The sequence below is a fragment of the Mangrovibacter phragmitis genome, from assembly GCF_040429585.1.
Lineage (GTDB): Bacteria > Pseudomonadota > Gammaproteobacteria > Enterobacterales > Enterobacteriaceae > Mangrovibacter > Mangrovibacter phragmitis.
Map to the genome: position 1 here is coordinate 2,951,145 of NZ_CP134782.1, position 22,554 is coordinate 2,973,698.

A 22,554-nucleotide genomic window follows, 5' to 3' on the forward strand; every position below is an offset into this window, starting at 1 on the left:
AAGCTTTCAAATTTCCGGGTAAGCCCGGAAGACATTATTTTGATTCGCGTTTACTTTTATAATCAGCAATTGCGGCTTTAATGGCATCTTCAGCCAGAATTGAGCAGTGAATTTTCACTGGTGGCAACTCAAGCTCTTCAGCGATGTCAGTATTTTTAATCGCCTGTGCTTCATCCAGGGATTTCCCTTTTACCCACTCAGTAACCAGTGAGCTGGATGCAATTGCGGAGCCGCAGCCATAGGTTTTAAAACGTGCGTCTTCAATCACGCCGTTATCATTTACTTTGATTTGCAGCTTCATGACGTCGCCACATGCCGGGGCGCCAACCATACCACTACCAACGTTTTCGTCGTTGTTATCAAAGGAACCCACGTTACGGGGATTCTCGTAGTGATCAATCACTTTTTCGCTATATGCCATGGTGAATTCTCCTTATGTCCTGCTTATTGATTAATGTTCAGCCCATTCGATGGTGGTCAGATCGATACCTTGTTTAAACATTTCCCACAGCGGAGAAAGTTCACGCAGGCGACCGATAGACTTACGAACCAGTTCGATGGTGTAATCAATTTCTTCTTCTGTCGTAAAACGCCCTAATGAGAAACGAATCGAGCTGTGAGCCAGCTCATCGCTCATACCAAGAGCACGCAGCACATAAGAAGGTTCAAGGCTTGCTGACGTACAGGCGGAACCGGAAGAAACCGCAAGATCTTTCAGTGCCATAATCAGTGACTCACCTTCAACATAGTTAAAGCTGACGTTCAGGATGTTTGGTGCGGTGTGTTCCGGACTGCCATTGAGATAGACTTCTTCAATGTCTTTAATGCCATTCCACAGACGTTCACGCAGTGCGCTAAGGCGCGCAGATTCACTTGCCATTTCTTGTTTAGCAATGTGATACGCTTCACCCATACCAACAATCTGGTGAACCGGCAAAGTACCAGAACGCATACCACGCTCGTGACCACCACCATGCATTTGTGCTTCAATACGCACACGGGGTTTACGGCGAACATACAGTGCGCCAATACCTTTCGGGCCATAGATTTTGTGGCCAGAGAAAGACATCAGGTCAACTTTCAGGTTGCTCAGATCAATAGGTAATTTACCTACACTTTGGGTCGCATCCACATGGTAGATAATGCCACGCGCACGGCACAATTCGCCGATAGCTTCAATATCCTGAACTACGCCGATTTCATTATTCACATGCATAATAGAAACCAGAATGGTGTCATCGCGCATTGCTGCTTCAAGTGCTTTTAAGTCAATAATACCGTTGCTTTGCGGTGCCAGGTAAGTTACTTCAAAACCTTCACGCTCTAACTGGCGGCAGGTATCCAGAACGGCTTTGTGTTCTGTTTTACTGGTAATAATGTGCTTGCCTTTTTTCTGATAGAAGTTTGCAGCACCTTTAATTGCCAGGTTGTCAGATTCTGTTGCACCAGAGGTAAAGACGATTTCGCGTGGGTCTGCACCAACCAGTTCAGCAATCTGGTTACGTGCCACATCCACAGCTTCTTCTGCCTGCCAGCCAAAACGGTGAGAACGGGAAGCCGGGTTGCCGAAAGTCCCATCCATTGTCATAAACTGCATCATCTTCTCAGCAACACGCGGGTCAACCGGCGTTGTGGCTGAGTAATCAAGATAAATCGGTAATTTCATCGCTCTTAAGCTCCGTACATCACTTCAATGCGGCGAATCAGGCCAATATCGGCGTAATATCAGCGGCCAGGTAACCCTGGCCTGATTCGAAATAACTATATTATTACGTTTTTATGCGCGTAATTTAACATTGATGGCGTCTTGCGGACGCGAACTGCGAAGGGTGTTATCGCCATGCTGGCGGTCAGCAACATCCAGCACTTCCTGGTTATTTACCAGTTCACCCAGCGTAATACCGTTGAGGAATTCACTCAGGCGGTCACTCAGATCACGCCATAAAGCATGAGTGAGGCATTTATCTCCGCCCTGGCAGCCGCCTTTACCCTGACAACGGGTGGCATCTACCGATTCGTCTACTGCACTAATCACTTCACCCACAGCGATGGATGTGGCATCTTTACCCAGCAGATACCCACCGCCCGGGCCACGTACACTGGAGACCAGGCCATTTTTACGCAGGCGGGAGAATAACTGCTCCAGATAAGAGAGCGAAATTCCCTGGCGTTCAGAGATATCAGCCAACGGAACGGGGCCCGCTTCGGAGTTAAGTGCAACGTCCAGCATTGCGGTGACGGCATAGCGCCCTTTTGATGTCAGTCTCATGTCTTACTTAACCTCAAAAATGCCCCTCGAACCGGGGGTTTATCCTAGAATAGTTTTGCACAGCGGAGACAAGTCTGACATTCCTGAGTAAATTGGTCAACTATTTACCTGAGTATTTTAGTCAACTATTTTTCGTGCGGATGTTCACCCTGTTCAATCGACGCCAGAATACCACGCAGAATGTTCAATTCCTGGCTTTCCGGGCGCGCCCGGGTAAACAAACGGCGCAGCTTGTTCATTACCTGGCCGGGGTGGTTAGCGCGAATAAACCCAGTATTGAGCAACACCTGTTCCAGGTGCGTATAAAAACGTTCCAGGTCATCCACGAGAGGGTAAGGAGTGGGTTCGGATTCACTTTTATGGGCATCATTCTGCCCCAAAAATGCCATACGCACTTCATAAGCAATAACCTGCACCGCCATAGCCAGGTTAAGGGAGCTGTAATCCGGATTTGCCGCGATAGCAACATGGTAGTGGCATTTTTGCAGTTCATCGTTAGTGAGACCAACGCGCTCACGGCCAAACACGATAGCAACAGGCGCATGTTGCGCTTCCTCTGTAGCCTTCAGACCACATTCGCGTGGGTCCAGCATTGGCCAGGGAAGGGTTCTTGAGCGGGCGCTGGTGCCTACCACCAGGCTGCATCCTGCCAGGGCTTCATCCAGAGTATCCACAATCTGTGCATCACCGATGACATCACTGGCACCCGCAGCAAGTGCAATGGCCTGAGAGTCAGGTTTTACCAATGGATTCACCAGCCAAAGATTGGTTAACCCCATGGTTTTCATGGCACGGGCAACTGAACCCATGTTGCCGGTGTGAGACGTTTCAACCAGTACTACGCGTATGTTTTGCAGCATAATGTTCACAGCAGATTAAGAATATCAGGCCATATTAGCATAAACCTGAGACATATTCCGAACCCTCTGCTATACTCCGCCCGTTTTCCTGTTCTTTAACATCCAGCGAGAGAAACCTGATGCATCCAATGCTCAATATCGCCGTGCGCGCTGCACGCAAGGCGGGTAACCTAATTGCCAAAAATTACGAAACCCCTGATAGCGTTGAAACCAGCCAGAAAGGCACCAACGACTTCGTGACTAACGTGGACAAAGCCGCCGAAAGTCTGATTATTGAGGTTATTCAAAAGTCTTACCCTCAGCACACCATTATTACTGAAGAAAGTGGTGAACTTGCCGGTACTGACGAGGATGTACAATGGGTTATCGATCCGCTGGATGGTACAACCAACTTCGTTAAGCGTTTACCGCACTTCTCCGTTTCTATTGCTGTTCGTATCAAAGGCCGCACTGAAGTGGCTGTTGTTTACGACCCAATGCGCAATGAACTTTTCACTGCCGTTCGTGGCCAGGGCGCACAGCTCAATGGTTACCGTCTGCGTGGCAGCACTGCCCGTGATCTGGACGGAACCATTCTGGCAACCGGCTTCCCGTTCAAGGCCAAACAGTATGCCACCACCTATATGAATATTATGGGTAAACTGTTCATTGAATGTGCTGATTTCCGTCGTACCGGTTCTGCTGCACTGGATCTCGCATACGTTGCCGCTGGCCGCGTAGATGGCTACTTTGAAATTGGCCTGCGCCCGTGGGATTTCGCGGCTGGTGAATTGCTGGTGCGTGAAGCTGGTGGCCTGGTTTGCGACTTTGTTGGAGGTCACAACTACCTGACCACCGGTAACATCGTTGCTGGTAACCCGCGTGTAGTGAAAAACATGCTGTCTACCATGCGCGATGAGCTGAGCGAAGCGCTGAAACGCTAAGTTACGCCGGTCCCTTCCCTGCCATGCAGAGAAGGGACCGTGGATTTTCCCCCAGCCCCGCTCCTTTGGCTGCGTGGAGTGAAGATCAAGGGCATGTCACCTCCACTTTTTTGGCAAAATGCTCACCTGAAGCCAGGTCTTCATCTGGTGCAGACCAGGTTAACTCATGTTGCTGACGAATAGTATCCATGACTTCCTGCGCCAGTTTCTGCCATACAGCTCCACCTTCTGTCGCCTGGACGGCCTCGTCTGGCAAGTCGGCCGCTATTACTTCATTTATCTCCATCTCCCTGCGCATTTGCAGACTGGATAGCTGTGTGTTGCCCACCACATGAGTTTAAATATCAGTAAAACTGTGGGGATGCGCCAGAAGCAGGCCTGTACAGGCCAACGTCACAAGCAAAATCCATTTATATTTCATGACGTTTCTCAAAGCAGCTTTCCTCAACATAAAATTTTGTGAGCCAGTCAAAATTCCGCGGATAAAAACGTATCTGGCTGCCTGACAGCGTATATGCTTAAGTTTACTTAATGTATCTTCAGGAGAGGCAGCATGACAACGACGACGCCAGCGCCAGCAAAAACAGTGCTTACGCGTCAGCAACGCCAGTGCCACTTGTTGTTATTGCTACTGCTCTCAGAACAACATTTCACCGCAGAATTACTTAGCACCATTAATGATACTGATTTAGAAACACTGCATAGCGATATTGCTGATACACATGAAGAAATTCATGCCTGCCACCGGCTGGCTATCCGCCCGCAAGCCACTGGCGGCTACATTATTGAAGGAACCAGTCTCGACAAACAATTGTGCCTGTTTCACTGGTTAAGGCGTGCATTGCGTATCTCACCAGACTTCGTCGAAAACCAGATTATTCCCCGCGTTAAAGCAGGCCTCAAACAGCGAGGCATCGCTCGCGCTTTATATGATGAAATGAATCTGCATGCATTAGTCTCTTTAAGTGCCCGCCGCCTGAACCGGCAGTTTAGCGAGCGTGATGCGCGTTTTTTGCGATTCTGGCTACTCTACAGCCTGCATCACCAGTTGGCAGCCTGTTTACCTGAATTTAATCGCCTCCAGCGAGAATGGATTGAATGCCGTTGCGAGTTTTCAGCAGCCAGTGAAGTTTTCGAACATATCAGTCGGCAATTATCGGTGCCGATGCACAGCGGACATTCTCACCTGCTGGGTTTTATCTTTTCATTACTGAAAATCCCCGATCCAGTCAGCACATCAGGCCGGCATGAAGAGCAATTACATTTCGCAATTCGGCGGATGATCCATGATTTTCGCACACAAACGGGGCTGCACTTTAGTGATGAAGAAGGCCTGCACCGGCAGTTGTATATTCACCTGTTTCAGGCGCTGGAACGGGTGATACTGGGAATTGGTATTGAAACCAACCTGCCTGATGAGATTGTACGCCTGTACCCGCGGTTAATTGGTACAACACAACAAGTGCTGCAACCTTTATCCGGGCAGTACCAGTTGCATTTCTCCGCTCAGGAAACAGGGCTGATTGCCGTGATTTTTGGAGCATGGCTCATGCAGGCTGATGCATTACATGAGAAACAAGTACTGTTACTGACGGGTGATAATCCACCACGAGAAAAAGAACTGGAAAAACAGGTGCGGGAATTAACGCTATTACCATTAAATATCCAGTACCAGACCGTTCAGGCCTTTCACCACGAGGGCACATCAGGGGAAATTGACCTGGTGATTAGCCCCTATGAAACACATTTCCCACTGGTATCACCCCCGCTGATTCACGCGGTGGAGCCTTTAACACTCCACCAGCAACAACGTATCCGCGCTATTCTCGAAGGTTAAGACTGGTTAGCTACCGGGCGCGCCGGACGAATGAATATTGCCGGAAAGGCGACGGCCGCCATCACCCAGAACATCCCCGCGCCCAGATGCTGGTACAGGAAACCGGCAAACAACGTCATTAGCGCGATACTTCCTCCCATCGCAACAGCCGAGTAAACAGCCTGCAGGCGAATGACCTCAGCACCCTGGCGGGCAGAAATATACCGCATCGCTGCCAGATGACAGACTGTAAAGCTGCCGCAATGCAGCACCTGCGCCACCAGTAAAAAAGGCAAAGCGGTAGTTTCAGCAATAATTGACCAGCGAATGACACCACTGAATGCCGAAAGTAATAACAGCTGGCTGGCACTCCAGCGGCGAAACAGGCGGTTACTGAGTGCAAATATGACAATTTCCGCCACCACACCCAGCGACCACAAATACCCGACAGTCGCGGCAGAATAACCGGCATCTTTCCAGTAAATAGCGCTGAAACCGTAATATGCGGCATGCGCGCCCTGCAACAGTGACACACAGGCAATAAAACGCCATGAGCGTACAACCAGCGCCCACCACCCGGCAAAGCCAGTATGATCCTGCTGACGTAACGCCCCTTGAGGCATGACAGACGGGCGGAGCATCATCCCTGCTACCATTGCTCCCGTCCCCAGCATCAGCATAATAAGAATCACATCGGACTGATACAGGCTAACCAGTTTCCCCGTCAGTGCGGAGCCAATAACAAATGCCAGCGATCCCCAAAGGCGTACCCGGCCATAATCCAGAGGGAACTGCCGTTGCCATGTTCCGGCGAGAGAGTCAGTCAGGGGAACCAGTGGCGAGAAGAAAACGTTAAATCCCAGCATGACCAGCAACAACCAAACCACCTGATTCCCGGCCCAAAAACCAAGTGCACAGAAGAAGGTCAGTGAGGCCAGCAGGCGCAGAGCAAAAACCAGACGGGAAGGATCGTTAACACGCGGAGCCAGCAACAGGCTTCCCAGAAAGCGGGCAACCAGCCCACAGCCCAATAATAAACCTATGGTATCGGGCTTAAGCCCACGGCCTTCAAGCCAGACACTCCAGAAAGGCAGGAAAATACCGTAACTGAAAAAATAGGTGAAATAACTGAGCGCCAGCCAGCGCGTAGACTGCATAACCATTTTGCCTCCCTGTGCAAGGGCGATAGTTTCGCTGAGGGGCAACGGGCATGCAAGTAGTAATTAACAGCGTGATAATACATAAAAAAACAGGCCGACTGTGCGACCTGTTGTATGCGTTTTAACAAGCGAAAACGGAATTATGCGTAAACCGGGAAACGAGCGCAGATTGCCAGTACGTTTTGTTTGATACGCTCAATGGTAGCTTCATCATTGAGGTTATCCAGCACATCACACATCCAGCCAGCCAGTTCACGCACTTCAGCTTCTTTAAAGCCACGACGAGTCACCGCAGGTGTACCAACACGGATACCGGAAGTCACAAATGGGCTCTTCGGATCGTTAGGCACGCTGTTTTTGTTTACAGTGATGTTGGCACGCCCCAGAGCGGCATCGGCATCTTTACCAGTGATCTCTTTATCAACCAGATCCAGCAGGAACAAATGGTTATCTGTGCCGCCAGAAACCACTTTATAGCCACGAGACAGGAATACAGACACCATCTCTTTCGCGTTTTTAGCAACCTGTTGCTGGTAAGTTTTGAACGCAGGTTCCATGGCTTCTTTCAGTGCCACCGCTTTACCGGCAATCACATGCATCAACGGACCGCCCTGCCCACCAGGGAACACAGCAGAGTTGAGTTTTTTATACAGCTCTTCGCTGCCGCCTTTCGCCAGAATCAAACCACCACGCGGCCCAGCCAGCGTTTTGTGGGTAGTGGTTGTTACAACGTGAGCGTGAGGAACCGGGTTCGGGTAAACACCTGCAGCAACCAGGCCGGCTACGTGCGCCATATCAACAAACAGATAAGCACCAATGCTGTCAGCGATTTCACGCATTTTCGCCCAGTCAACCACACCGGAGTATGCGGAGAAGCCACCGATGATCATTTTGGGTTTATGGGTTTCTGCCTGTTTGGCTAAATCAGCGTAGTCAATATGACCGGTTTCATCGATACCATAAGGCACGATGTTGTACAGTTTGCCGGAGAAGTTAACCGGCGAACCGTGAGTCAGGTGACCACCATGAGCCAGGTTCATACCCAGCACAGTGTCGCCCGGTTGCAGCAATGCGGTGTAAACGGCAAAGTTTGCCTGAGAACCTGAATGAGGCTGAACGTTAGCGTAGTCTGCGCCGAACAATTCTTTAGCACGGTCAATAGCCAGTTGTTCTACGATATCTACGTATTCACAGCCACCGTAATAACGTTTGCCAGGGTAGCCTTCTGCATATTTGTTGGTTAACTGGGAACCTTGTGCCTGCATAACGCGCGGGCTGGTGTAGTTTTCGGAGGCGATCAGCTCAATGTGTTCTTCCTGACGTACTTTCTCTTGCTCCATGGCCTGCCAAAGTTCGGCATCATAATCGGCAATGTTCATTTCTCGCTTTAACATCCGCATCTCCTGACTCAGCTAACGGTAAAAAATATACTGCTTTAGGGGACCCTTGTGGGCAACGGGCAACAGTTTAAACCGATTCACAAAGGGAAGATAGAGGTTGGCGGAGGTTTTTACGCAAACGTTTGGCATCACGCCACACAAGGCTTTCAACAAAACAATTACAGGCATAAAGAACAGGATATTTTCTCAACATGCCATGCATGTTATTTCATCTTCACCCTCTCTATGTCCAGCAAAAAATAGTCATTTACAACATTGCGGCTTATTCTATAAGATGCATATAAAATACATGTTATAGAATAGAGACAATCTGATGATCGACGCAAAAACCATCGCCATTGTGAAATCCACCATTCCCGCTGTTGTTGAAACCGGACCGGCACTGACTGCACACTTTTACCAGCGCATGTTCAACCATAACCCTGAGCTCAAGGAAATATTCAATATGAGCAATCAGCGTAATGGAGACCAGCGTGAAGCGCTGTTCAATGCGATTTGTGCCTGGGCAAGCCACCTGGAAACACCGGAGGTTCTAACCAACGCCGTTGAGAAAATCGCCCAAAAACACACCAGCTTCAGTATCCAGCCAGCGCAATATGACATTGTTGGTTATCACTTACTGGCAACACTCAAGGAGATGCTCAACCCGGGGCAGGATGTGCTGGATGCATGGGGAAAGGCTTACCAGGTGCTGGCCGGGATATTTATTCGCCGGGAAGCTGAAATCTACCAAAGTAACCAGAATCAGGATGGCGGGTGGCAAGGTACACGCCCTTTTCGCCTTGTCGCCAAAACACGCGAAAGTGAAACCATTACCGGTTTTAGATTTGCCGCAGCAGACGGTGGCCCTGTAATGCCTTACCAGCCAGGCCAGTATACTGCTGTATGGATCAAACCTGTTGGTTTTGAGAACCAGGAAATTCGCCAGTATTCCCTCACCCACCAACCTGACGGGCAACACTACAGCATTGCTGTTAAACGTGACAATAAAGGGCTGGTTTCTCGCTGGCTACATGATTGCGCTGAACCCGGTGATATTATCCATCTGGCTCCTCCGGCTGGCGATTTTTACCTGGATGTTACACCAAAGACACCGGTGAGCTTAATTTCAGCAGGTACCGGGCAAACGCCATTACTCGCCATGCTGGGCTCACTGGCACGACACGAACACCAGGCCCAGGTTAACTGGTTCCATGCTGCGGAAAATGGGCTCCGGCATGCATTTGCTGACCATGTAAACAATACAGGGGGACAACTGCGCCACTTTACACAGCAAGTATGGTACAGCAAGCCAGGCCCGGCAGATATTACCGGGACGGGCAGCATTAAAGCAGGCCATATGGACCTGACTCCTTACATTTCCAGCCTGAATGACTCGCAAATGACCTGGTGGTTGTGCGGCCCGGTTGGATTTATGCAGTTTATTGCCCGGCAGTTAGTGGATAACGGTGTGAATGCCGAACGCATTCGCTACGAATGCTTTGGCCCGCATAAGGTGCTGTAAATACAAAAAGCCCTCGCATATTGCGAGGGCTGGAAAAATGATGATTCAGTAAACGCCAGCGTTGATTATCAGATTGCAGCGTCGTCTTCTTCACCGGTACGAATACGCACCACGCGAGCCACGTCAAAGACAAAAATCTTGCCATCACCAATTTTACCGGTCTGAGCTGTGCGTGTAATGGTATCAACACACATATCAACCAGGTCGTCAGTCACGACAATTTCAATTTTAACTTTCGGCAGGAAATCCACCATGTATTCAGCGCCACGGTAGAGTTCTGTGTGGCCTTTTTGGCGGCCAAAACCTTTCACTTCGGTGACCGTCATCCCTGTGATGCCCACTTCAGCCAGAGCTTCACGCACATCATCCAGTTTGAACGGTTTAATAATCGCATCAATCTTTTTCATGGTGGTTCCTTAAAACGCCACGCAGGGAGGCAACAACGAACAGCATAAGCGGGCGCTAACGGTACCACATACCGGGTGGGCAGCGGTACGTAAATGCGCCAAAAAAAATCATGTACCTTTAAAATCGCTGGCGTCCAGTTCATGGCGGGCCAGTAACTTATAAAACTCAGTACGGTTACGCCCGGCCATTCGCGCGGCCTGAGTAACATTCCCTTTAGTTATTTGTAGTAACTTGCGCAGGTAATTGAGTTCAAACTGGCTGCGGGCATCTGCAAACGTTGGTAATGCCGTGTTTTCCCCTTCCAGCGCCTGAGCGACAAGTGCCTCGTTAATAACCGGTGCGGCAGTCAGCGCCACACACTGCTCAATCACATTCACCAACTGACGCACATTCCCCGGCCAGGCAGCCGCGACGAGCAATTTCATGGCCTCAGTTGAGAAACGGCGAACAAAAGGTTTATTGCGGCCAGCAGCCTGACGCAACAGGTGGTTTGCCAACAAAGGAATATCTTCAGGGCGGGCCTGTAAGGGCGGTATTTTCAGGCTGACAACATTCAGCCGATAGAATAAATCTTCCCGGAATTCACCCAGTTCCATCGCTTTGGGCAGGTCACGGTGCGTGGCAGAAATAATACGCACATCTACAGCAATATCGCTGTTACTCCCTAACGGACGCACCTGACGCTCCTGGAGCACTCGCAGTAACTTAACCTGCAATGCCAGTGGCATATCGCCTATTTCATCGAGAAACAGTGAACCACCCTGAGCCGCCTGGAATAACCCTTCACGAGAACTGACTGCCCCTGTGAAAGCACCTCTGGCATGACCAAACAGTTCCGACTCAAGGAGTTGTTCAGGTAACGCACCACAGTTGATAGCGACAAAGGGCTTGCCTGCCCGTGGACTGGCCGCATGAATGGCCCGGGCAAGCACTTCTTTACCAGTACCACTTTGCCCCTGAATCAAAATACTAACGTCAGACTGCGCAACCATTCGGGCTTGTTCCAGCAGACGTTGCATTAGTGGGCTGCGGGTAACAATGTTTTCCCGCCACGCTTCATCAACCGCACTTCCACTCTGGGATAACGCTTCGTCAATTGCTTTATACAGTGCTTCTCTGTCAACCGGTTTGGTCAGAAAACTGAAGACGCCCTGGCGGGTAGCGGAAACGGCATCGGGTATCGATCCGTGAGCGGTCAGAATGATCACGGGCATACCCGGGCTGCGTTTCTGGATCTCACTGAATAATTGCAGTCCATCCATTTCATCCATGCGCAAGTCGCTGATTACCAGATCAATCTTCTCGCGAGACAGAACCCGCAACCCTTCCTGACCGCTTTCTGCTGTCGAAACCTGGTAACCTTCGCTGGCAAGCCGCATTCCCAGGAGTTTCAATAATCCTGGATCATCATCCACTAATAATAAATGTGCGTTGACCACTAATGTCATGGTGTTTCCTCTCCATCAGAACCTGCCGGCCCTGATGTACTGCCTGATGAGTGCGTAGTACCTGAATGGCCTGAGCCTGTATCAGGGGTATAGGCACCTCCCGCTTTACGTGTTGAAAGCTGGCGCTCAATATCCGTTAAATTTTCCAGCTTGCGTGTTGTAGTTTCCAGTTGCTGGTGCAGGAGTTGCTGCTGCTGGCGCAACGTTTCAAGCTCCTGGTCGGTGTTGCTTTTCAACAGAGCATACTGGCTTTGTTGTTCTGCCAGTTTAAAAGCCAGTTGCTCATTGTCCCACCACATGTTGAATAAAGGAGTGACACTGGCAGGAATCTGTTCATGTACCAGCGATACCTGGTTAAGGTAATTCTGGCGTACTGTGTTTTCCGGCAAAGAGCGGGACAACACAATAGCGGTACGCAAAGTGTTATACCACCCAGACTCAGCCCAGCGGTTTGCAATAACACGGGCTGTATCAGGCTCTGTCTGGCGAGCACAGGAAATAAAAGCCATCCAATAGAGTGGGTTCTCAATGACATTTGTATCCTGGGTACGCATTTGCAGCAAATCAGAGCAACGCATGGCCAGGTAATCTGTCAGTTCGGTTCGCGGTACTGGTGGCGCTTTGAATATGCCGGATGATGAAGTATTTTCTCCACCAGACTGGCAACCGGCCAGCACCAGCAAGATACCTCCCGATAAAACCCGGTATAACATAGCCCGCAAAGGGAACCTGCATACAGGTGAACGACAGGTACTAAAAGAATTAGGCATTTTTTAAGTGTTCCGTCTCAACTTCCGTTTTAACTACAGGCAACGTAATGCGAAAACAGACATCACCTTTTTCGTGTTCCACTATGGTCAGTTCTCCCTGCATACGATGTACACAGTCGCGAGCAATACTGAGGCCAAGCCCACTGCCTTTCACGGCACCTTTGCGTTGCTGACGGCCCTGAAAAAAGGGCTCGAAAATCATATTCTTTTCAGAATCAGGAATGGGCGTACCGGTATTCACTATATCAATACTGATGTACTGACCAGAGCGGGCTGAATGCAGGTAAATACTACCGGATTCATTACCATAGTGCACGGCGTTGGAGTAGAGATTGTCCAGCGCAGTGGTGAGCTGAACAGGATCAGCCAGGCAGTAAGGCGCATCAAGTTCAATTGTGGTATGCATCATTTTCGCTCTTGCAGGCAATGCATTAGCACTGACAACCTGGTTGATTAATACCCCCAAATCGACAGGCATAAGTTCGACCGTGCTTTCTGCTATTTTTCGGTTGTAATCCAGTAATTGCTCAATCAACTTTTGTAACTGGATACTACTTGAATCCAGTATTTGTACGATATCCTGCTGGTCTGCGTTGAGCGGCCCGGCAATTTCATCGGCAAGTAATTCAGTCCCTTCACGCAGGCTGGCAAGAGGCGTTTTTAACTCATGAGAAATATGCCGCAAAAACTCATGGCGCTGAGATTCCAGCCAGGCCAGGCGCTCACTTAACCAGACTATACGCTGGCTTATAACCTGGAGTTCTTTCGGCCCTTTGACACTTTCTTCACTGGAAAGAAATTGCCCTTCACCCAGCCGGTTGATCATTGCTTCTATCGCTTTTACCGGCCCGATGATAGTGCGGGTAAACAGCATCACCAGCACCAGAGTGACAATAAATAAAATTAAGGCTTGCCAGCCAAAGAATTGACCCCGCTCAGCAATTTCTTGCTGGAGTTGCTGACCGCGGGAATAAACCATTGCCCTTGTCGCCTGAACCAGTAAGGCATTGTTATCGGCAAAGGTCTCCAGATTCCGGGCTGACCGCTTCTCCGGCACACTGTTGGTACACTGCAGGTGTGAAAGAGCATCCAGATTCCCCCGCAGTTGCTGCAAAATTGTGCTATCTGGCAACCCACTGTTCCACGCATCCAGCAACGCCAGATATCGGTTGTGCTGTGTCTGGTAAACATTGCGCAATGTCTCATCGTCCAGTACGCAAAACTGGCGGTAACTGCGTTCCATTTCCAGTGCCAGGCTGGTCATCGCTTCACTTCGGCGGGCATCCACCAGAGTATTGCGGTTGGTTTGTGCGGCCTGGTCGCTCAAAGCATTCAGACTCTGCCAGGCTTGCCAGGCCAGAACCAACAAGGGGACCAATACTAACAAGAACGCCATAATAACCAGTTGGCGTAGTGAGCGGGGAGTAAGCTGGCGGGGTAGTAACATGGTTGTCTCACATCATCCTGAATCATTCGATGCTAACTGACCAGTAAGCCAGTGAAAAGCGCCAGGCGGAGAAACAGCAAAGGCAGGGAATAAAACCCCTGCCTTTGTTCAGAATTCAGGCGGTGCCTAACTCAACGTTTCGCCCTGAGCCTGATAAAGCAATGCAATAATCAGTAGTTGGACGGCAGGCACCTTTTTGTGCGTCATTCGAGTTTTATGTAGCGCGGCCAACTAAATGGGGCTGACATAAACAGGTGAATGAGCCACTGGCTTTATTTATGCATATACCATGCCATGTTCAAAAAAACAGCCTAATATACTGATTGTTATCAGATTAATGTCAGAAAAGCGATAAGAAACATCATAGCCGACGGGACGAGGTGTCGCCAAAAAGAGACGGTTTATAATAAAAACCATAAAAATAATTATAATCAATAAGTTAAACGTCTCCAAATGGAGACACTACAATATTCATTCTGTTGGCAAAAAGAGACACACCAGCGACACAGCAAACCAGACTGTACCAGCAAAACAAAAAGAAGCCCTCCCTACGGAAGGCTTCAGACAAATAACAAACCGGCTGACATCACCGGAATACCATTTGGCTACCTGAAACGATATTACCCTAACTGCTTACGGGCATTACGGAAAATCCTCATCCAGGGGCTGTCTTCTCCCCAGTTATCCGGATGCCATGAGTTACTGACAGTACGGAATACGCGCTCCGGGTGTGGCATCATGATAGTCGCACGGCCACTTTCACTGGTAACGGCTGTAATACCATTAGGAGAACCATTCGGGTTAGCCGGGTAGTTTTCAGTTACGCTGCCTGCGTTATCAATAAAGCGCAACGCCACCAGCCCTTTACTTTCCAGCGCGGCCAGGTGTGCGGCATCACGCACTTCCACACGGCCTTCGCCATGGGAAACGGCAACTGGCATATGCGAACCCACCATACCTTCAAGCAACAATGACGGGCTCTGCGCCACTTCAACCAGGCTGAAACGTGCTTCAAAACGATCTGAGTGGTTACGAACAAAGCGCGGCCACAATTCACTGCCAGGAATTAATTCCCGCAGGTTGGACATCATCTGGCAACCGTTACACACCCCCAAAGCCAGGGTTTGTGGACGGTGGAAGAAAGCCTGAAAAGTGTCACGAACGCGTTCGTTAAACAGAATGGATTTTGCCCAGCCTTCCCCGGCGCCTAACACATCACCATAAGAGAAACCGCCACAGGCAACCAGCGCCTGGAAAGCTTCCAGGTCTCGCTTGCCAGACAGTAAGTCGCTCATATGGACATCGATAGCGTCAAAACCTGCACGATGGAATGCTGCGGCCATTTCCACATGTGAGTTGACCCCCTGCTCACGCAGTACTGCCACTTTTGGACGAGCGCCAGTAGCAATATATGGGGCGGCGATATCTTCATTAATATCGAAGGTCAACGCTACATTCAGGCCAGGGTCCTGCTCGTTGGCTTTCGCGTTATGTTCCTGGTCAGCGCAATCCGGGTTATCACGCAGGCGCTGCATCTGCCAGGTTGTTTCCGCCCACCACATGCGCAGTTGAGAGCGTTTTTCGCTATAGACAGTGTCACCGTTGGCGGTCAGGGTAAAGTTGTCCCCTTCCACAGCCTGGCCGAGGTAGTGAACGCAGGTTCCAAGGCCATGGCTTTGCAAACATTGCTCAACAACAGCGCGGTCGGCTTCGGCAACCTGAATAACCGCACCCAGCTCTTCAGTGAACAGGGCTGGCAATGTGTCACCCAGCCCAGAAATATCCGCCTGAACACCGCAGTGCCCTGTAAAGGCCATCTCCGCCAGCGTTACCAGCAGGCCACCATCTGAACGGTCGTGGTAGGCCAGTAATTTACCCTCAGCCACCAGAGCCTGCATGGCATCGTAAAAGCCTTTCAGCTTAGCGGCATCGCGGACATCAGCCGGTTTATCTCCCAGGCCGCGGTAAACCTGCGCCAGTGCCGTTGCGCCCAGGGTGTTTGCCCCTTCACCCAGGTCAACCAGATACAGTGCGTTGGCACCAGTGCGCAATTGTGGCGTTACGGTACTGCGCACGTCTTCCACACGCGCAAAAGCGGAAATAACCAGCGACAGCGGAGAAGTCATTTCGCGCTGTTCGTTGCCCTCCTGCCAGCGGGTCTTCATTGACATGGAGTCTTTACCCACCGGAATGGTCAGCCCTAATTGCGGGCACAGCGTTTCGCCAACGGCTTTCACTGCTTCGTATAACCCGGCGTCTTCGCCCGGGTGCCCGGCTGCGGCCATCCAGTTTGCTGACAATTTAATACGCTTGATATCACCAATGTGCGTAGCGGCGATATTAGTCAGCGCTTCGCCAACAGCCAGACGAGCAGATGCGCCGAAGTCCAGCAGTGCTACCGGAGCACGCTCGCCCATGGACATTGCTTCACCATAGTAGCTGTCCAGACTGGCGGTGGTAACAGCACAGTTTGCCACCGGAACCTGCCACGGACCCACCATCTGATCCCGCGCAACCATTCCGGTTACAGTACGGTCACCAATCGTGACCAGGAAGGTTTTCTCCGCAACCACCGGCAAATGCATTACGCGTTTTACTGCATCGGCAAGATTAATCGCTGAACATGCCAGTGCCTTACCTTCGGCTTTAAGACGGGTTACATTGCGGGTCATCTTCGGTGTTTTGCCCAACAACACATCCAGCGGCATATCAATTGGCTGGTTATCAAAGTGCCGGTCATTCAGGGTCAGATGTTGTTCCTGAGTGGCTTCGCCAATGACTGCATAAGGCGCACGCTCACGGCGGCATAATTCATCAAACAAGGCCAGTTGTTCTGGAGCCACGGCCAGGACATAACGCTCCTGGGACTCGTTACACCATACTTCCAGCGGGCTCATACCGGGTTCATCATTCAGAATATCGCGCAATTCAAAGCGCCCGCCACGCCCGCCGTCACTGACCAGCTCAGGCATCGCATTTGACAGACCACCCGCGCCAACATCGTGAATAAACAGAATCGGGTTGTCAGAGCCCAGTTGCCAGCAGCGGTCAATAACCTCCTGGCAACGGCGTTCCATTTCCGGGTTATCACGCTGAACAGAGGCAAAATCCAGGTCCGCATCAGACTGGCCGGAAGTCATGGAAGATGCAGCGCCACCACCCAGACCAATGTTCATCGCCGGGCCACCCAATACAATCAGTTTGGCCCCCGGAGGAATTTCCCCTTTCTGAACATGATCGGCACGAATATTACCAATACCACCTGCCAGCATAATTGGCTTGTGGTAACCACGCAGTTCTTCACCGTTGTGGCTGGTTACCCGCTCTTCATAAGTACGGAAATAACCATTTAATGCCGGGCGACCAAATTCATTGTTAAACGCAGCGCCACCGAGTGGGCCTTCCAGCATGATATCCAGAGCGGAAACAATGCGATCAGGTTTACCGAAGTCTTCTTCCCACGGCTGTTCAAAACCGGGAATACGCAAATTGGATACTGAGAATCCGACCAGCCCAGCTTTAGGTTTTGCACCACGGCCTGTGGCACCTTCATCACGAATTTCCCCACCGGAACCCGTTGCAGCACCCGGCCATGGCGAAATTGCAGTTGGGTGGTTATGAGTCTCAACTTTCATCAGGATATGCGCTTCTTCCTGGTGAAAATCATAATGGTCAGAACCGCGCTCAGCGAAGAAACGCCCAACCGTTGAACCTTCCATAACCGCTGCGTTGTCTTTGTAAGCTGACAACACATGGTCTGGCGTGGTTTCGAATGTATTCTTGATCATTTTAAACAGCGATTTAGGCTGCTCTTCACCATCAATAACCCAGTCAGCGTTAAAGATTTTATGGCGGCAGTGTTCTGAGTTCGCCTGCGCGAACATATACAGTTCGATGTCGTTCGGGTTGCGGCCTAGCTGAGTAAACGCATCCTGCAGATAATCAATTTCATCTTCAGCTAAAGCAAGGCCAAGACGGATATTGGCATCAACCAACGCCTGACGCCCCTGACTAAGGATATCGACCGACTGAACGGGTGCGGGTTCGTGGTGAGCAAACAGCCGCTCAGCATCGTTCATATTGCTGAATACGGTTTCCATCATTCGGTCATGCAGCAACTCAGACACTTGCTGCCACTGTTGCTCTGTCAGTGAACCCTGAACATAGTAAGCAACACCACGTTCCAGACGACTGACCTGAACCAGAGCGCAGTTATGCGCGATATCGGTCGCTTTAGAAGACCACGGAGAAATAGTGCCAGGACGTGGAGTGACAAGGATTAACTGCCCAACCGGTGCGTTTTCTGTCAGGGTCGGGCCATATTTCAGCAAGCGTTGCAGGCGGGCGAGTTCATCGGCACTGAGTGGTGCTTTGAGGTCAGCAAAGTGAACATACTCGGCGTAAATATTGCTCACTGGCAGATGAGCATCCTTAAAGCGGGACAGCAGTTTGTTAATACGAAATGCCGACAATGCAGGCGAACCACGCAGAATTTCCATCATTAAATCTCTCGTCTTCGAAGGGCCAATAGACGCTTAGCCAGGTATTTCGGGGGAAAACGGGCGTCATTATAGAGAATACCAGCCGCTGACGAAACCGTTTGCGCAGAAATAAAATCCCGCAGCAGTGATGTCTGTTATTGTGGCAATTTGTGCGGACGGGTTGCCAACTGGCGTTTTGTTAAGCAAAATGCCGCTCAGTTCCTCACTGGATACCACTACTGAATGACTATTGTTAGCTGACTGTTTTACACCGTAAAGATTTAACTAATTGAAAAAGTTAAAGATTAATTATCTTCTCATCGGTGTCGTAACCTTGTTGCTTGCAGTGGCATTGTGGCCCTCAATTTCCTGGTTAGGCAAAGCCGAAAATGAAATCGCCGGAATTCAGTCCCGGGGAGTTTTACGCGTCAGCACAATTAGCTCACCACTTACCTGGAACTCCGTCAATGGCAAACCCGATGGACTGGATTACCAGCTTGCCAGCGCGTTTGCCGATTACCTGGGCGTTAAACTTGAAGTAACCGTTCGCCAGAATGTGAATCAACTGTTCGATGACCTGGACAGTGGTAAAGCAGACATTCTTGCTGCCGGGCTTATCTACAGCCCACAGCGCACTAAAAATTACCAGGCAGGGCCAACCTACTATTCAGTTTCACAGCAAATGGTGTATCGCATGGGTAGCCCACACCCACGTTCTCTGGGTGGTGTCAAACCCGGTGAACTGGTGCTCTCCCCAGGCCAGGCAGTAATTGATGACTTGAAGGCGCTGAAGGAAACCCACTACCCGGATCTGACCTGGCAAACCGATGCCCGGCACAACATGACAACGTTGATGGAACAAGTGGTTGAGGGGAAAATTAACTTTACTATTGCCGATTCCGTCGCAATCAGTGTATTTCAGCGGGTGCATCCACAACTGGCGATTGTGCAGGATGTCACCGATGAACAACCTGTCACCTGGTTCAGCCGCAAAGAAAATGATGGCAGCCTTCCTGCCGCTATGCTGGATTTCTTTAACCAAATTGGCGAAGACGGTACCCTTGCGCGCCTGGAAGAAAAATACCTGGGCCACGTAGGTGATTTTGATTATGTTGATACGCGAACTTTTTTGCGCGCGATTGACAATGTATTACCCGATTTACGCCCCCTGTTTGAGAAATATGCCACAGGTATGAACTGGGAATTACTGGCAGCGATTTCCTACCAGGAATCCCACTGGGATCCACTGGCGACGTCGCCAACCGGTGTGCGTGGGTTGATGATGTTAACCCGCAACACAGCACAAAGCATGGGGCTGTCAGACCGGCTAGACCCGGAGCAGAGTATCAGTGGTGGCGCACGTTATCTGACCAAACTGATGGACAAAATTCCGCAAACTATTCCGGAAGATGAGCGGATTTGGTTTGCGCTGGCCGCATACAATATGGGGTATGCGCATATGATGGATGCCAGAGCCCTTACAGCCCGCCAGAAAGGAGACCCTGACAGTTGGTCTGATGTTAAGCAGCGTTTGCCACTACTTAGCCAGAAGCGTTATTACAGTAAAACGACATACGGCTATGCGCGTGGTGATGAAGCTTATAAGTATGTTGAAAATATCCGGCGTTATCAGTTGAGCCTTGCCGGATATCTGCGTGAAAAAGAGAAAGTGGCACAGAGCAACCAGGACAAAACGCAACTGGCAGAATTGATGCCTGAGATAAGGTTGCGTTGATAATCACTGGTCTTCGGATGGTTGCCGGGCTGCCTGTTTATTAGCCTTGTGCACCTGGCGGCGCATACGAAAGAAATCACTCAGTAAACCAGCACACTCTTGCGCCAGCACCCCGCCAGCCACTGATACTTTATGATTCATGCCCGGATGCCCGAGTACATCCATCAGCGAGCCCGCAGCCCCCGTTTTGACATCACTGGCGCCATATATTAATTGCCCTATTCTGCTGTGTACCATAGCCCCTGCACACATCACACAAGGTTCGAGCGTAACATATAGCGTGGTATCAAGCAGACGGTAGTTTTGCAGCACAATTCCGCCCTGGCGCAGGGCCATCATTTCAGCATGGGCTGTTGGGTCATGGTGACCAATCGGCCGGTTCCAGCCCTCGCCAATCACCTGTCCCTGGTAAACCAGCACTGCCCCAACCGGAACCTCACCTTCATCCCAGGCGCGCTGAGCAAGGCTAAGCGCATGGCGCATCCAGCGAATATGGTCGGTTTCACTTTCGGTCACAGTTCTCTCCAGTGAGTAGCAAAAAGATTGGCATGGCAGGTGCCTCCACATGATGGTTCTGGCGGGCAGAACTAAACAAGCAGCCTGATACCCGGCTTCGGGACACCAGCCTGGTACATGGACAACAACGCGGTTACTCCCGCGATGCAAGAATCAAGGCTAAATTTACCAGGCGCCGCGCATTATACACAGGCAGCGCATAAGATGAAGCAGGCAAGCTCAACGCCATTGCTCCAGTTCACCACCAGGTGTAACACGCCAGCGATGCTGGCAAAAAGCCAACAAAGGGTTATCCTGGACACTGTCACTGTAACCACTGTATAGCGCCAGAGGTTCGCCAATACGCAACCTGAGCTGGGTCACTTTTTCTTTACCAAAACAGCGCCGGGACAAGCACCAGGCACCACACTCCCGGGTTATTTTGCTGCCTATCAGGTTAACGGATGCAAACCAGGGTGCCTGCCCATACACTTTGCGTACCAGGCTTTCCGGTGAACCAGTAATTAACCAGATGTCGACATCTTCCTGACGGGCGTAATCTTCGAGCCTTGCCTGAACTTGCTCAAATATTGTCGCCCGTTCGCGAAACGCCAGCGTGAACTGTTGTTCCAGCGCTAACAACCGCGACTGCCTGCGACCAAAAGTTAAACTCCATAGCAGCAGGCTCACTGGCCAGCGCACAGCCCGGCCCTGCAACAAAAAACCAGCCGCCGCCAGCGGCAACACCACGAGTAATAAAAGGGCATTCAATGGCTGGCGGCGGAGTAAAAAAAACATAAATTCACCGAATAGATCTTCCCGGTGCAATGTACCGTCCAGGTCAAAAAAGACAATACGCCGCGCTGCAGATTGTGGTGTTACCACTGGCTGATTTTCCTCAGGTTTTATCATTCAGCGCCTCACGCAGAAAACCGTTATGGAGAGCCAGCCTGTCTTTTGCCGCTGGAGCATTGAGCCCGGAGAGCGCCATCAGAATAGCGGGCTTTGCTTCATACCCTGTTTGTTCCAGTAAGGCTTTTGCCGCCTCATAACTCAGGCCTGTCGCCTCGGTAACAATGCGGCAGGTACGGTCAACCAGTTTCACGTTAGTGGCTTTCACATCCACCATTAAGTTTTGCCAGACCTTGCCAAACCGCACCATCGCACCGGTAGAGATCATGTTCAGTACCAGTTTCTGCGCGGTGCCGGATTTCAGGCGAGTCGACCCGGTAAGTGCTTCTGGACCAACGACAGGTGAAATAGCGATGTCCGCCACCTGCGCAATAGGGGAGTCCGGGTTGCATGAAATGGCCACCGTGCAACACCCCAGGAGACGGGCATACTTCAGGCCGCCAATCACGTAAGGTGTGCGGCCGGAAGCCGCCAGCCCGATAACAATGTCGTTTTCAGTCAAATTAAGGTTTTTCAGGTCAGTTTCGCCCAGCTCCGGAGAGTCTTCTGCACCTTCTACCGCTTTCAGTAACGCAGAGGGGCCACCCGCAATCAGGCCAATAACCAAACCGTGAGGTACCCCAAAAGTTGGCGGGCATTCAGATGCATCCAGCACGCCCAGGCGGCCACTTGTTCCCGCCCCCATGTAGATGATTCGCCCACCGGACTTTAATGCTGCCGCCGCAGCATCAACCGCCTTCGCCACTTCTGGCAATGTAAGCCGGACTGCTGCCGCAACACGCTCATCCTGTTGATTAAAGCGTGTCACCATCTCCAGCGTAGTGAGTGCGTCTAAATCCATGGTTTCGGGATTGCGACTTTCTGATACCAGAGCACCAAGATTCATTTCTTTTCCTCAGAATATTTAATTCACAACAATCGCGTTA

Annotated in this window: 20 protein-coding genes; 4 read left to right on the forward strand and 16 right to left on the reverse strand. The window is 50.7% G+C overall.

The annotated features are described in order from the left end of the window. Positions 1-34 precede the first annotated feature (34 nt). The 4 genes from iscU to trmJ all read right to left on the reverse strand — a co-directional run bounded on the left by iscU (position 35) and on the right by trmJ (position 3,129). Entirely contained in the window at positions 35-421 is a 387-nt protein-coding gene (gene iscU / locus MPHASIOC01_RS14195; RefSeq protein WP_036116369.1) for a Fe-S cluster assembly scaffold IscU, read from the reverse strand. A 30-nt stretch (positions 422-451) separates the two neighbouring features. After that, on the reverse strand, positions 452-1,666 hold the full coding sequence (locus MPHASIOC01_RS14200; protein ID WP_064596006.1) for an IscS subfamily cysteine desulfurase: 1,215 nt from the start codon (positions 1,664-1,666) through the stop codon (positions 452-454). 111 nt (positions 1,667-1,777) lie between these two features. Next, on the reverse strand, positions 1,778-2,269 hold the full coding sequence (gene iscR / locus MPHASIOC01_RS14205) for a Fe-S cluster assembly transcriptional regulator IscR (RefSeq protein ID WP_036116374.1): 492 nt from the start codon (positions 2,267-2,269) through the stop codon (positions 1,778-1,780). Between the two features lie 125 nt (positions 2,270-2,394). Then, positions 2,395-3,129 carry a tRNA (cytosine(32)/uridine(32)-2'-O)-methyltransferase TrmJ gene (gene trmJ, locus MPHASIOC01_RS14210; RefSeq protein WP_064596098.1) on the reverse strand — a complete coding sequence of 245 codons (735 nt, stop codon included), beginning with the start codon at positions 3,127-3,129 and terminating at the stop codon, positions 2,395-2,397. Positions 3,130-3,248: 119 nt separating this feature from the next. On the opposite strand from trmJ, the gene suhB reads away from it, so the two are divergent. Further along, entirely contained in the window at positions 3,249-4,052 is an 804-nt protein-coding gene (gene suhB, locus MPHASIOC01_RS14215) for an inositol-1-monophosphatase (protein ID WP_064596009.1), read from the forward strand. A gap of 85 nt (positions 4,053-4,137) precedes the next feature. Here suhB and MPHASIOC01_RS14220 read toward each other — a convergent pair whose 3' ends face one another. Further along, on the reverse strand, positions 4,138-4,338 hold the full coding sequence (locus MPHASIOC01_RS14220) for a hypothetical protein (RefSeq protein WP_064596012.1): 201 nt from the start codon (positions 4,336-4,338) through the stop codon (positions 4,138-4,140). A 267-nt stretch (positions 4,339-4,605) separates the two neighbouring features. Between MPHASIOC01_RS14220 and csiE the strand changes: the two genes are divergently transcribed. Continuing rightward, positions 4,606-5,889, forward strand: a complete 1,284-nt coding sequence (gene csiE / locus MPHASIOC01_RS14225) for a stationary phase inducible protein CsiE (protein ID WP_064596016.1) — start codon at positions 4,606-4,608, stop codon at positions 5,887-5,889. On the opposite strand, the gene MPHASIOC01_RS14230 is transcribed toward csiE, so the two are convergent. Together MPHASIOC01_RS14230 and glyA are read right to left on the reverse strand one after the other, a co-directional pair. Next, positions 5,886-7,031 carry a 3-phenylpropionate MFS transporter gene (locus MPHASIOC01_RS14230; protein ID WP_064596019.1) on the reverse strand — a complete coding sequence of 382 codons (1,146 nt, stop codon included), beginning with the start codon at positions 7,029-7,031 and terminating at the stop codon, positions 5,886-5,888. The genes csiE and MPHASIOC01_RS14230 overlap by 4 nt on opposite strands. Positions 7,032-7,168: 137 nt before the next feature. After that, on the reverse strand, positions 7,169-8,422 hold the full coding sequence (gene glyA, locus MPHASIOC01_RS14235) for a serine hydroxymethyltransferase (RefSeq protein ID WP_064596022.1): 1,254 nt from the start codon (positions 8,420-8,422) through the stop codon (positions 7,169-7,171). Between the two features lie 319 nt (positions 8,423-8,741). Between glyA and hmpA the strand changes: the two genes are divergently transcribed. Next, on the forward strand, positions 8,742-9,932 hold the full coding sequence (gene hmpA, locus MPHASIOC01_RS14240) for an NO-inducible flavohemoprotein (RefSeq protein ID WP_353612793.1): 1,191 nt from the start codon (positions 8,742-8,744) through the stop codon (positions 9,930-9,932). Positions 9,933-10,000: 68 nt separating this feature from the next. On the opposite strand, the gene glnB is transcribed toward hmpA, so the two are convergent. From glnB to purL, 6 genes are all read right to left on the reverse strand, one after another. Beyond that, complete coding sequence (gene glnB, locus MPHASIOC01_RS14245) at positions 10,001-10,339, reverse strand: nitrogen regulatory protein P-II (RefSeq protein ID WP_036116390.1); 339 nt, start codon at positions 10,337-10,339, stop codon at positions 10,001-10,003. A 108-nt stretch (positions 10,340-10,447) separates the two neighbouring features. Continuing rightward, entirely contained in the window at positions 10,448-11,788 is a 1,341-nt protein-coding gene (gene glrR, locus MPHASIOC01_RS14250; RefSeq protein ID WP_064596027.1) for a two-component system response regulator GlrR, read from the reverse strand. Beyond that, entirely contained in the window at positions 11,785-12,501 is a 717-nt protein-coding gene (locus tag MPHASIOC01_RS14255) for a two-component system QseEF-associated lipoprotein QseG (protein WP_353612794.1), read from the reverse strand. The genes glrR and MPHASIOC01_RS14255 overlap by 4 nt, the downstream gene beginning before the upstream one ends. A 49-nt stretch (positions 12,502-12,550) precedes the next feature. Continuing rightward, on the reverse strand, positions 12,551-14,005 hold the full coding sequence (locus MPHASIOC01_RS14260; RefSeq protein WP_064596031.1) for a HAMP domain-containing sensor histidine kinase: 1,455 nt from the start codon (positions 14,003-14,005) through the stop codon (positions 12,551-12,553). Positions 14,006-14,219: 214 nt separating this feature from the next. Beyond that, entirely contained in the window at positions 14,220-14,291 is a 72-nt protein-coding gene (locus MPHASIOC01_RS14265; protein WP_353614942.1) for a hypothetical protein, read from the reverse strand. Between the two features lie 334 nt (positions 14,292-14,625). Further along, the gene (purL, locus tag MPHASIOC01_RS14270) at positions 14,626-18,507 is read right to left on the reverse strand and encodes a phosphoribosylformylglycinamidine synthase (protein WP_353612795.1); all 3,882 of its coding nucleotides are present in this window, start codon (positions 18,505-18,507) and stop codon (positions 14,626-14,628) included. 268 nt (positions 18,508-18,775) lie between these two features. Here purL and mltF point away from each other — a divergent pair, with 268 nt between their 5' ends. Further along, complete coding sequence (gene mltF, locus MPHASIOC01_RS14275) at positions 18,776-20,221, forward strand: membrane-bound lytic murein transglycosylase MltF (protein ID WP_082917835.1); 1,446 nt, start codon at positions 18,776-18,778, stop codon at positions 20,219-20,221. A gap of 3 nt (positions 20,222-20,224) precedes the next feature. Here the strand turns inward: mltF and tadA are convergent, their stop codons facing one another. From tadA to murQ, 3 genes are all read right to left on the reverse strand, one after another. Further along, entirely contained in the window at positions 20,225-20,704 is a 480-nt protein-coding gene (gene tadA, locus MPHASIOC01_RS14280; RefSeq protein WP_405027776.1) for a tRNA adenosine(34) deaminase TadA, read from the reverse strand. Positions 20,705-20,956: 252 nt separating this feature from the next. Further along, positions 20,957-21,628: a phosphatidylglycerophosphatase C gene (gene yfhb / locus MPHASIOC01_RS14285; protein ID WP_064596037.1), complete on the reverse strand. Its 672-nt coding sequence runs from the start codon at positions 21,626-21,628 to the stop codon at positions 20,957-20,959. Then, entirely contained in the window at positions 21,615-22,514 is a 900-nt protein-coding gene (gene murQ / locus MPHASIOC01_RS14290) for an N-acetylmuramic acid 6-phosphate etherase (protein WP_064596039.1), read from the reverse strand. The genes yfhb and murQ overlap by 14 nt, the downstream gene beginning before the upstream one ends. Between the last annotated feature and the right edge of the window lie 40 nt (positions 22,515-22,554).

What these genes read in the sequence shown, in the direction of transcription:
- iscU (WP_036116369.1), bottom strand. Translation starts at nt 421, where the DNA reads ATGGCATATAGCGAAAAAGTGATTGATCACTACGAGAATCCCCGTAAC.
- MPHASIOC01_RS14200 (WP_064596006.1), bottom strand. Translation starts at nt 1,666, where the DNA reads ATGAAATTACCGATTTATCTTGATTACTCAGCCACAACGCCGGTTGAC.
- iscR (WP_036116374.1), bottom strand. Translation starts at nt 2,269, where the DNA reads ATGAGACTGACATCAAAAGGGCGCTATGCCGTCACCGCAATGCTGGAC.
- trmJ (WP_064596098.1), bottom strand. Translation starts at nt 3,129, where the DNA reads ATGCTGCAAAACATACGCGTAGTACTGGTTGAAACGTCTCACACCGGC.
- suhB (WP_064596009.1), top strand. Translation starts at nt 3,249, where the DNA reads ATGCATCCAATGCTCAATATCGCCGTGCGCGCTGCACGCAAGGCGGGT.
- MPHASIOC01_RS14220 (WP_064596012.1), bottom strand. Translation starts at nt 4,338, where the DNA reads ATGGAGATAAATGAAGTAATAGCGGCCGACTTGCCAGACGAGGCCGTC.
- csiE (WP_064596016.1), top strand. Translation starts at nt 4,606, where the DNA reads ATGACAACGACGACGCCAGCGCCAGCAAAAACAGTGCTTACGCGTCAG.
- MPHASIOC01_RS14230 (WP_064596019.1), bottom strand. Translation starts at nt 7,031, where the DNA reads ATGGTTATGCAGTCTACGCGCTGGCTGGCGCTCAGTTATTTCACCTAT.
- glyA (WP_064596022.1), bottom strand. Translation starts at nt 8,422, where the DNA reads ATGTTAAAGCGAGAAATGAACATTGCCGATTATGATGCCGAACTTTGG.
- hmpA (WP_353612793.1), top strand. Translation starts at nt 8,742, where the DNA reads ATGATCGACGCAAAAACCATCGCCATTGTGAAATCCACCATTCCCGCT.
- glnB (WP_036116390.1), bottom strand. Translation starts at nt 10,339, where the DNA reads ATGAAAAAGATTGATGCGATTATTAAACCGTTCAAACTGGATGATGTG.
- glrR (WP_064596027.1), bottom strand. Translation starts at nt 11,788, where the DNA reads ATGACATTAGTGGTCAACGCACATTTATTATTAGTGGATGATGATCCA.
- MPHASIOC01_RS14255 (WP_353612794.1), bottom strand. Translation starts at nt 12,501, where the DNA reads ATGTTATACCGGGTTTTATCGGGAGGTATCTTGCTGGTGCTGGCCGGT.
- MPHASIOC01_RS14260 (WP_064596031.1), bottom strand. Translation starts at nt 14,005, where the DNA reads ATGTTACTACCCCGCCAGCTTACTCCCCGCTCACTACGCCAACTGGTT.
- purL (WP_353612795.1), bottom strand. Translation starts at nt 18,507, where the DNA reads ATGATGGAAATTCTGCGTGGTTCGCCTGCATTGTCGGCATTTCGTATT.
- tadA (WP_405027776.1), bottom strand. Translation starts at nt 20,704, where the DNA reads ATGCGCCATGCGCTTAGCCTTGCTCAGCGCGCCTGGGATGAAGGTGAG.
- yfhb (WP_064596037.1), bottom strand. Translation starts at nt 21,628, where the DNA reads ATGATAAAACCTGAGGAAAATCAGCCAGTGGTAACACCACAATCTGCA.
- murQ (WP_064596039.1), bottom strand. Translation starts at nt 22,514, where the DNA reads ATGAATCTTGGTGCTCTGGTATCAGAAAGTCGCAATCCCGAAACCATG.